The sequence below is a fragment of the Bartonella sp. AP9QHHD genome, assembly GCF_042195625.1.
Lineage (GTDB): Bacteria > Pseudomonadota > Alphaproteobacteria > Rhizobiales > Rhizobiaceae > Bartonella.
Genome location: NZ_JBHIOP010000016.1, coordinates 1 through 7,947, shown reverse-complemented (window position 1 = coordinate 7,947; position 7,947 = coordinate 1). Strand labels below are relative to the sequence as shown.

8 protein-coding genes are annotated in these 7,947 nt (G+C 35.2%); 6 read left to right on the top strand and 2 right to left on the bottom strand.

Features of this window, described 5'->3' with window-relative positions:
* On the bottom strand, nt 1-3,004 hold a 3,004-nt coding region (traA, locus tag ACFIK4_RS01085), incomplete at its 3' end, for a Ti-type conjugative transfer relaxase TraA (RefSeq protein WP_375674625.1).
* A 208-nt stretch (nt 3,005-3,212) separates the two neighbouring features.
* Between traA and ACFIK4_RS01080 the strand changes: the two genes are divergently transcribed.
* From ACFIK4_RS01080 to ACFIK4_RS01055, 6 genes are all read left to right on the top strand, one after another.
* On the top strand, nt 3,213-3,443 hold the full coding sequence (locus ACFIK4_RS01080; RefSeq protein WP_012755122.1) for a TraC family protein: 231 nt from the start codon (nt 3,213-3,215) through the stop codon (nt 3,441-3,443).
* Nucleotides 3,444-3,495: 52 nt separating this feature from the next.
* Entirely contained in the window at nt 3,496-3,720 is a 225-nt protein-coding gene (locus tag ACFIK4_RS01075; protein ID WP_375674623.1) for a conjugal transfer protein TraD, read from the top strand.
* Nucleotides 3,698-5,611: a Ti-type conjugative transfer system protein TraG gene (gene traG, locus ACFIK4_RS01070; RefSeq protein WP_375634845.1), complete on the top strand. Its 1,914-nt coding sequence runs from the start codon at nt 3,698-3,700 to the stop codon at nt 5,609-5,611. Before ACFIK4_RS01075 ends, traG begins: the two co-directional genes overlap by 23 nt.
* Before the next feature lie 423 nt (nt 5,612-6,034).
* Nucleotides 6,035-6,442 (top strand): replication protein RepA, encoded by a 408-nt coding sequence (locus ACFIK4_RS01065; protein WP_375634847.1) that lies wholly within the window; start codon nt 6,035-6,037, stop codon nt 6,440-6,442.
* 235 nt (nt 6,443-6,677) lie between these two features.
* Entirely contained in the window at nt 6,678-6,956 is a 279-nt protein-coding gene (locus tag ACFIK4_RS01060; RefSeq protein ID WP_012755126.1) for a type II toxin-antitoxin system RelE/ParE family toxin, read from the top strand.
* Nucleotides 6,957-6,973: 17 nt separating this feature from the next.
* Nucleotides 6,974-7,261, top strand: coding sequence for a HigA family addiction module antitoxin (locus tag ACFIK4_RS01055; protein ID WP_005864567.1), 288 nt, complete (start codon nt 6,974-6,976; stop codon nt 7,259-7,261).
* Between the two features lie 49 nt (nt 7,262-7,310).
* On the opposite strand, the gene ACFIK4_RS01050 is transcribed toward ACFIK4_RS01055, so the two are convergent.
* The gene (locus ACFIK4_RS01050; RefSeq protein WP_375612418.1) at nt 7,311-7,487 is read right to left on the bottom strand and encodes a hypothetical protein; all 177 of its coding nucleotides are present in this window, start codon (nt 7,485-7,487) and stop codon (nt 7,311-7,313) included.
* Between the last annotated feature and the right edge of the window lie 460 nt (nt 7,488-7,947).

The window sequence follows — 7,947 nt, the reverse complement described above, 5'->3', positions numbered from 1 at the left end:
CAAGGTATGGGGCTTTTTCTGTTTCTTTCGAAACCCTATTCAAATCTCTTTGCGATTGTTCAACATTGTGCTCTTGTTTTTGAAGTTTTGAAAAACTTGTCTTTGCTCTATCCCAAAGGGATTCAATCTTCTTTTTTTGTTTTTGTAACCATTCTTTATTACAATCAACATAAGAAGCAATTTTTTCCCCTAAACCTTGAGAAACATCAATTCCTCTATTTTCTGTAAATTTGGCAATATAATCCCGATAATCAGGAGATTCAGAAAAATCGAGAGTGGTTGTCTTGACACCAGATCTAGAAAAAGCTGCTACCAATTTCTCATAGGTATTGGCATGATCAGACCGCTTGATAGCATCAACAAAAGAAGGATCACCGCGTTCTATTAAATCAACATTAAAAACATTTCTTTTAATTTCTTTATTATTAACAACAATAGTTTCTTTATCTTGACGAAGTGATATCTTATCACCAAGCTCAATACGAGCCCCATCTATCGCAGAGGGAAGATTTACACCATAAACACGTTCAATTCCACGGAAAGTTGCTATATCCGCATAAGGTGTTTTGGTTTTGGCTGTTTCACTAAAAGAAACATACCCAGCCTCAACAAGTTCACCAGTGATTGTACCTTTAACCTGTTTGTGTTCGTGTAATCGAACGCTTTTAAAATCCTCTTCGGCTACATAAAGATGTGACTGATGCCTATGGCGAGACATTGCAACATAGGAGAGATGTTGATCCATAGATGAAGAGGCTAAAACAAAGACATTATCAACGGTAACTCCTTGACTCTTATGAACTGTAGCCGCATATCCATGATCAATATTTTGATAAGTCTGATTGGAGAAAACAACCTCCTTACCAGAGTCAAGACGCACTTTTAAAAGCGGTTTTCCTCTTTCATTTTGTGTAGACAAAACAGTTCCCAACATACCATTTTTAACTTTTTGCTTTCCTAATTCTGGGGCATATCTTTCTTCAAATTGAGCATTTTCAAGAAAGATAATTCTGTCACCAACAACAAATTCCCTACGCCCCTTAAGAGTATCAAAATTTGTGACGCTTGTACTATCTTCAAATTTAAGTAAACGAGCATCTTTAAGAGCGGTACGAATTTCTTCATTTAATTTTTTTACAGACGCATTTGTATGAGCAAGAACAAGTAATTCGTCACCCCGTAAAGTTTTTCCTTCTTCCTCACATTTTTGTTCTACTTTCCTTCGTGTATCTATCCAATCTTTAACAAGAGTATTTATGGCTTGGTCACGCGTTTTAATCTCACGAATGAATCCTCTATTTTTATAATGATCTAAAGCTTCCTTTACTTGTCCACGTGCAAACTGTCGTGATGCATCTTGCCCCCATTCTTCTTTTTGTCTCCTAATACCGGATAATTCTACATAACCAATATTATCAACTACAGCACGAAATGCCGCTCCAGCCGCAATGGGTTGCAACTGCATATTATCACCAACAAGAACAATTTTTGCGCCTGCTTTTTCAACTTTTTGGACAAAATGCGAAAGTTGTTTTGAAGAAACCATTCCAGCTTCATCAATGACAAAAACATCACCAACCCGTAATTCATCTTTCTTATTTTTCCACGCTAATTCCCACGCAGCAAGAGTTTTACTTTTTATCTTTGAAGACTCTTCAAGACCTTCCGCAGCCTTACCCGCAAGAGCTGCTCCAAATACACGCTTCCCACTATTAACCCACGCAATATTTGCGGCTTCCAATAGAGTGGATTTTCCAGCACCTGCATAACCAACAACCGCCGCAATACCTTTATCATCTGTAATATGCTGAACGGCTAATCTTTGTTCTTCTGAAAATTTAAATCTATTACTCTTATCTTTATTCTCAACAGACTTTATTGCCTCTAAAACCTGTTTATCTCTTACACCGTGTCCTGTCGTTTGAAACAACGAAACAACACACCGCTCCATATCATATTCATTTTTTAATATTTCTTTTGTTGAATAAATGATCTTATGAGGATTGGAATGATCTTTAATTTTAATCAGGTTATTGCTTTGTTCTAAACGCACCATAATATCATTAAAGTCATTTGAATTATCAACATATCGATTAATGATCTTAGCAAGATCACCACGATTAAATGTCGACTTCTCAAATGAAATCAACTTCAATACTTCATTAGGGTTTTCTTTAATTTTCTCTACAGATCTCTGTTTTATTTTTTCATTAGCTTGTACCGCATTGCTAGCAAGTCCTTTTTTACTCATTGCATGAGCAGATTGACCCAAATGAATGGTTGGCTCTATAGATAAACCACGCTCTTTGTAAGAACGCATATCTACTTTTATATCATGACCTGCAAGTGCAAGATGCATCGTTGCAATCTCACCCCATGAGTTGCGTAAATCCTTCAATGCATCTTTATGACCTATGACGGTTTCATAAACTATACGCTCTTCTTTTCTTATAGCATTCCCTTGTCTATCACGAATAGTAACAAGAGATTTTTTTACTGTTCCATCTTCATTTAAGACAGCTATTTTTTTGGGACCAAAACCATTCTCTACAACGGGACGTAAAGTATGCATAATATGCACATGTGGATTTCCTTCCTTGTCATGATAAACCCAATCAGAAACAAGTCCACGTGATGCAAAGTTTTCTTTTACAAAGTCTCGTACAAGAGAAATATTTTGATCTCGTGATAACTCTAATGGCAACGCTATAACTATTTCTCTTGCTAACTGTCCATTCACGCGCTCACTATTTTGCACAGTGTTCCACAGCCATTCACTTTTTTTATCATTTGTATCAAAATAACTGAGTTGTTGTGTAATCCATTTTGGAGAACCTTCTGGAATATTCATTTCTGAATGTACAAGGTCCCTATCTTTATCATATCTATGCGTATGAGATCCTTCTAACTCATCAAACATCCTTGTCCTATGACGATAGGCAGCAGCCGAAATTGCTGATTTTCCAGCACCAATAATTTTAGCTTGTAAATGCGTACTCGCCATAAGATACAATTACCAAAAATTGTGTTTATTTCACAGAAATAATCTATAGCATAAAACGTTTTACTTTAAAACGTATAATTGCGCCTTCAAAAATCTTTTGAAAAAAAGACATTTTCAGGAGCGCATAAATGCGCACTATTAAGTATTGTTATTGGAGATTTATTCTGTTAAGTAAAAATAAATATTAAAAAATAAAAGAGAGTTTGAAATGTCACGTAAATCTTTAGAAAAACTTATGGAAGAAAAAAAAGCTCTGGAAGAAAAAAGTAAAAAACTTCTTGAAAGAATTAAAGCTGCTAAAAAACAAGAAGGAGAAAAAATTGCACTATTAGCAGCAGAAGCGGGATTAACAGAATTAAATATAACAAACGATCAATGGAAAAATATTTTCGAGGAGATTAAAGACCGATTTCAAAAAGAACAGCAAAAAACTGAATAATCTTGGTAACTCTATAAAATCACTAAGACGCATTGAAAAAAGGAGGAGATTTTTGAGTGATGAAATAAGACGTAAAGATGCACGTGAAAAAATTATTCTAGGCGGTCTTGTCATAAAGGCTGGTCTTAAAAATGCTGATAAGTCTTTTATTTTAGGATGTTTAATTCATGCTGCAAAACTTGATACAAATTCAAATGAATATAAAAATTTACAAAAAATAGGACAGCATGCTTTTGCTGATACGCGGGGTCAAAATGATAAACAACCTAGATCGTAAACAAATCATATTTTTAATATGCCCTTTCCTCTTTTCAATCATAATTCTTTTTCTTGTAAATATAACAATAAATGAAATTACAGAAAATGGTACTACCCAAGATGCTTATTGGTTTGTTCGTTCAAAACCTCTCGATATTCTCGTCCTTATTGCACTTTCATGTTCTTCATTTATTCTATTACAAAAAAGACATATAAGAAAAAATATCACCATAGCATCATTAATCTCCTTTTGTCTTTTTGCTGCCTACTACAGTATAAATGAATATATAAGACTAAGTCCTTATGTAGGACAAAATAACATGACATGGGCTGATGTTTTTCCTTTCTTTGATAGGATGGTTTTGAGCGGTTCAATCATTGGTATTATTATCCTTGGTTTCACGATGAATCTATCATTGCCAAAAACATCACCTTTGAAAAAATTAAAAAATACGATTTTCGGCAGCGCTCAATGGATGAATATAAAACAACTTGAAATGATCTTTCCAAGTGATGGTGAAGTAGTTATAGGAGAGCGCTATAGAGTCGACGAAGATGTTGTTAAAGATGTCCAATTTAATCCCAAAGACAAAACAACATGGGGGAAAGGTGGTAGCCAGCCATTGTTAACATACAAACTTGATTTTGATTCAACTCATATGTTATTTTTTGCTGGTTCTGGTGGTTATAAAACAACCAGCAATGTTATTCCAACTTGTCTCAAATATTCCGGTCCACTGATCGTTTTTGATCCTTCAACTGAAATCGCTCCAATCGTTGAAGAAGCACGACAAAAATTAAACAAAAATACCGTACATGTTATTTCTCCTCATGGAACTTCAACAAAAACTTTTAATCCTTTAGATTGGTTATTAGATGAAAGCATTCCAGCCTATGAAAGGGAAGCGGGTTTAGTTGAAATTGCTAGACTCCTTCTTTCCGAAAACCATAAATCAACTTCAACCGATCAATTCTTTGTATCACACGCACATAATTTATTAACAGGACTACTTGCACATATCGTCTTTTCTGATGAGTACAAGTTAGAGGCAAAAAACTTAAAAACACTTCGTATGATTGTATCGGAACCAGAACCATCGGTTATTGGAAAATTGCAATCAATACAATCAAGTTCTTCATCGCAATTTATCCGTGAAACCCTTGGGGTCTTTACCAATATGGCACCGCAAACTTTCTCTGGTGTTTATGCTACTGCTTCTAAAGATACCCAATGGCTTTCCCTTGATAATTATGCCGACCTTATAAGTGGTGACGACTTTAAAACAACTGATATCGCAAAAGGAAATATCGATATCTTTTTGAATATTCCGTCCAAAATTCTAAAATCTTACCCTGGTGTGGGACGCATTCTTGTCGGTTCTCTTCTCAAAGCTATGGAAGCTGCTAATGGTAATTATGCAAAAAGAGTCCTCTTTGTTTTAGATGAGATTGATCTGTTAGGATATATGAACATCTTAGAAGAAGCTCGTGACCGTGGGCGTAAGTATGGAATATCTCTCATGCTCTTTTACCAATCTGTAGGACAAATTGAACGTCACTTTGGTTCATCAGGTGCTATGGCATGGTTTGAAAGTTGTGCTTTTGTAAGTTATGCCGCTATTAAAGATATTAAAACGGCTGAAAATATATCAAAGGCATGCGGTAAAATGACTGTTGAAGTGAAAAATTCAAGAAAACCTCAAGGAGCATTCCATACAAGAGGAACAGAAAATGTAAACACCCAGCAGAGACCTTTAATTTATCCTCATGAAATTACCCAAGAAATGCGAAAAGACGAACAGATCATTCTAATGCAAGGGCAGCCCCCTATTCGTTGCGGACGTGCTATATATTTCAGAAGAAAGGATTTAAGGGCTCTTGCTAACAAAAATAGATTTGCCCCTAAATAATAATATCTCCTAAATAGAACTCACTTCGTTCGTCCATAATCAATAAAATGAGAGGCTATCCGCCTCTCAAACTCTCCGTACGCTCACCAAAATCATGACATCAGATCCGCTTTTAATGAGAGGACTAACAAGTCTTGGTTCTTAGTGTCAAGGAAGCCACTACGTGGCGCCTAACGGCGTCCTTGACAAAGAACCTAACGTCTTGTTTCGTCCATCTCACGCGGCTCCGAAATCATGATTAGAAGGGGAGCTTTTAGGGGTGCTTAAACAGCACCTTATAGTATGAAAAAAACATTTGATTTTTTAACTACGTGGATAAAAAAATATACCAAATAGATTGTAAAATAGGGAAGGTTATGGACGATTTTGTTGTTTGTGTTGTACCTAAAAAGCAAAAATGGATTTGAAAAGGAATGGATTGCAATGCCTCAACATCCGATGGCTATAATAGCGAAAAGTAATTTAAACGGATATGATCTCAAGGTGTTTTTCATTCTGGCTTCTCGTCTTGATTTCGAAAATCTATTAGTCGTCAATCAAACGGAATTGGCTAAAAAAGTTGGTATTACCAGACATCACTTTAATCGAAGCGTAAAAAGACTAATAGCTATGGATCTTCTTTTGGAAGGTCCTCGTATTGGTATTAACAGATCCTACCGTCTCAACCCAAACCTTGGTTGGAAAGGTAGTGCTAAAATCCACAAAATAGCTCTTAGAAAGAACTTAAAAAATCGCATGAAAGCAGCCGGCATTCAAGGTGTATATGAGAATAGAAAACCTTTAGAAATGGACATTAGTAATCAAATAGATCTTGAAGATTATCTTAGATGAAAAAATAATTAGCTCCATTTATCCATAAAATAAGAGGCTACAACACCCTCATCAATTCAAAATCTGCTTTAGCAGGCATTTTTGATGCTTAAAATATACAGATACAGAAGAGAGAATAAAAAATTAATAAAAGCATAGTAGTTACGCTTCACAATGTTACCAATAATGGTAACATTGGTGGCTTAACTGAACAATTTCTTCTTGTATTTTATAACGATACACATTACAGTGAAACATGATTTTGGGATTTAAACATAAAGGGCTTGAAGCCTTCTACACTACTGGTACTACAAAAGGAATTCAGTCTGCTCATACTCAAAAGTTAAGACGTATTCTAGGTGCTCTTGATGTAGCTATATCACCAAATGATTTGAACTATCCGTCCTTTCGATTGCATCCTCTAAAAGGTGATCTTAAGGGGTATTGGTCAATTACTGTAAATGGAAATTGGCGTGTAATATTCCGTTTTGTTGGTATAGATATCGAATTAGTTGATTATCTAGATTATCATTGAATAAGGAGAGATAAAAAATGATGAAAAACCCTCCACATCCTGGAGAACTCTTGCGTGAAGATGTAATCGTAGAGCTTGGTTTATCTGTTACCGAAACAGCTGAACGGCTTGGTATGTCTCGTGTAGCTTTTTCTAGGGTTTTAAATGGGAAAGCTGCTATTAGTCCCAATCTCGCTATTAGGCTTGAAATGGCTGGTGTGAGTACTGCACGTGCTTGGCTAGCTATGCAAACAAATTATGATTTAGCGCAAGCTTTAAAACAGAAACAACCTAAAATACATCCTCTTTGTACTAGCTCTTGTTAGTACCATTCTATCGTATTGGAGAGCTTGATGAACATTCTCTAATAAGCTTTTACTTGAAAAGCATAAGATCAGAACCGGGAGGAGCTAACCGTAATAGGAGCGTATCGTACCCCCAATTGACAGCTAAACTTAGAAATATCAAAACTATATAACCAATGACCATTGCTGTTTGGTGTTCAAAAGGTGCAGAGCCCGCTACATATCCAGTAAAAAAAATAAATAGCACCAGCAAACTCCCCCCTGCTATAAACTCTGTTAAAATAATAACCGGTTTACGAATAAGCAAAAGAAAAAGGAAAAGGAAAAAAGGCACGTTTTCAATATCTTATGTAATATTTTATAAACGATAGAAAACACTCTACGTATTATAGTTATTAAAATTGATTGTTTGGAATTTGGATTTTTCTCTTTTTTATTTAATTTATTAGTAGATAGAGTGTCCATTACCCCCTCCAATATTTTTATCTATAAAACGCTTTATGGCTACATGATACGTTTTATTTTATTCACGATTATTTATATACCTATATAGATAATTATTTCAATTTTATGATTTTTTAGTGCTTAATGTAACATACGGTTTCTTTATTTTTAAAAAGCAGCCCCCCGCACCTGCTATTTTATTTACGCAACATCCTCATACTCATCACGAAAATAATCATCATCACTACCAAATCTTGGAATTG

Coding starts and splice junctions, on each gene's coding strand:
- traG (WP_375634845.1), top strand. CDS start 3,698: ATGATAAACAACCTAGATCGTAAACAAATCATATTTTTAATATGCCCT.
- ACFIK4_RS01065 (WP_375634847.1), top strand. CDS start 6,035: ATGCCTCAACATCCGATGGCTATAATAGCGAAAAGTAATTTAAACGGA.
- ACFIK4_RS01080 (WP_012755122.1), top strand. CDS start 3,213: ATGTCACGTAAATCTTTAGAAAAACTTATGGAAGAAAAAAAAGCTCTG.
- ACFIK4_RS01055 (WP_005864567.1), top strand. CDS start 6,974: ATGATGAAAAACCCTCCACATCCTGGAGAACTCTTGCGTGAAGATGTA.
- ACFIK4_RS01060 (WP_012755126.1), top strand. CDS start 6,678: ATGATTTTGGGATTTAAACATAAAGGGCTTGAAGCCTTCTACACTACT.